This window comes from Candidatus Bathyarchaeia archaeon, from assembly GCA_035935655.1.
GTDB lineage: Archaea > Thermoproteota > Bathyarchaeia > 40CM-2-53-6 > 40CM-2-53-6 > 40CM-2-53-6.
This window is the reverse complement of record DASYWW010000001.1, coordinates 1-1,545: the sequence shown is the minus strand read 5'-3', so window position 1 is coordinate 1,545 and position 1,545 is coordinate 1. Positions and strand designations below refer to the sequence as shown.

1 protein-coding gene is annotated in these 1,545 nt (G+C 52.8%); it reads left to right on the top strand.

The features are described from left to right. The first annotated feature begins 273 nt into the window (after window positions 1-273). The gene (locus VGS11_00005) at window positions 274-1,341 is read left to right on the top strand and encodes an IS110 family transposase (GenBank protein ID HEV2118485.1); all 1,068 of its coding nucleotides are present in this window, start codon (window positions 274-276) and stop codon (window positions 1,339-1,341) included. Window positions 1,342-1,545: the final 204 nt, after the last annotated feature.

The following is a 1,545-nucleotide window of genomic DNA, read 5'->3' as shown; positions in this document are numbered from 1 at the left end:
CCTCTTTTGGAAGCTCTCCTTTATCATCGAGATTTCTTGCCCACTTATAATATGCCTCCATCAAAATAATAGCATCCTGAAATTCCGCTTTCCGACCAGGGGAGGCTTTAGCAACTTCCCAAACAAATTTCGTTCTTTCTTTTGCAAAATCAAATGCGATATTGAGAATCATTTCCCGTCTTCGAGATTTCCTTTCTAAGGTACTATGCAGGCCGTTCCTCCCGCCGGGTTAAAATCCCGGCAGGAGTGTGGAAGCTCTGAAGGAGGAACGGTATGAAAAAGAGTAGCACAGAAGGGGTGTTGAAAGGTATTACCCAGAAGGACAAGGTGTACGTGGGCCTGGATGTACATAAACGCAACATTGAGGCAACCGTAAGGGTGAACGGCGTGGAAAGGACTCCGCTTTCGATGCCGGCGAACCCGGATACGGTGGTGAGGTTCCTAGAGAAATACCGGTTGGGCCTGAAAAAGGTGGTGTATGAGGCGGGTCCTACCGGATATGGATTGGCCCGGAGGCTGAGGAAAGAGGGTATGCCCGTGGAGGTGATCGCGCCTGGGAAGACGCCGAAGATGGCCCAAGAAGGGGCTAAGTCGGACCGATTGGATAGCCGGAAATTGGCGGAATATGCCGAAAAAGGGTTGTTAAAGGCCGTGGCGGTCCCGACCGAGGAAGAGGAAGGCCATCGTCAGTTGGTACGCCTGAGAAATTCCATCGTTGAGAAACGCAGGCGGGTCAAACAGCAGATCAAGAGTTTCTTGTTACAGCATGGGCTGAAGGAACCTAAAGGACTGGGGCGTTGGAACCTGTATGCCATTCATGGTTTGAAGGAGATCGAGATGTCCAAGCCCCTCAGGTACACCCTGGATAGCTATATCCGGGAGCTGCTTTACTGGGTGGATGAACTCCAGAAGGTGAACAAGGAGTTGAAGGCGTTGATGAACGCCGAGGGCTACGAAAAGAAAGCCCGGATTTTGAAGAGCCACCCTGGTGTGGGAGAAGTAACGGCGGTCCAGATGTTGACGGAGGTTTACCAGCCGCAAAGGTTCAAGAACGCCAAGCAGGTAACGGCCTATGTGGGGTTATCCCCCAAGGTTAGGCAGAGCGGGGAAAACCGCAAGGAAGGGCCGTTGGTAAAGGCCGGAAGGGAAACCTTGAGGGCGGCGTTGGTGGAAAGCGCCTGGGCCTGGGTGCGGGTGGAGAAGAAGGCGGCAAGAACTTACGGTCGTTTGATGAGGAACACGGGCAGTTGCAAGAAGGCCATCGTGGCCATGGCCCGGAAGCTACTGGTTCATTTGTGGGTGATGTTGGTCAGGCAGGAGCCTTACCGGGCAACGGCCTGAGGGAAGTCCAGGTTTCGTCATTCGAATCGGAAGGGATGACCACGGTAGAGACTCAGTGCTTAAAGCACGTTGCTAAGGTGGTGGCTCCCATCCATTTTCGGAAATTATCTTGTGCCTTGAGCACGAATAGCAGACTGAATCCGCGAAACCAAGGACAACCGCTTAAAACATAGAGGCTTGACGAACGGCCTCATAGCAGAGTCT

Coding starts and splice junctions, on each gene's coding strand:
- VGS11_00005 (HEV2118485.1), top strand. CDS start 274: ATGAAAAAGAGTAGCACAGAAGGGGTGTTGAAAGGTATTACCCAGAAG.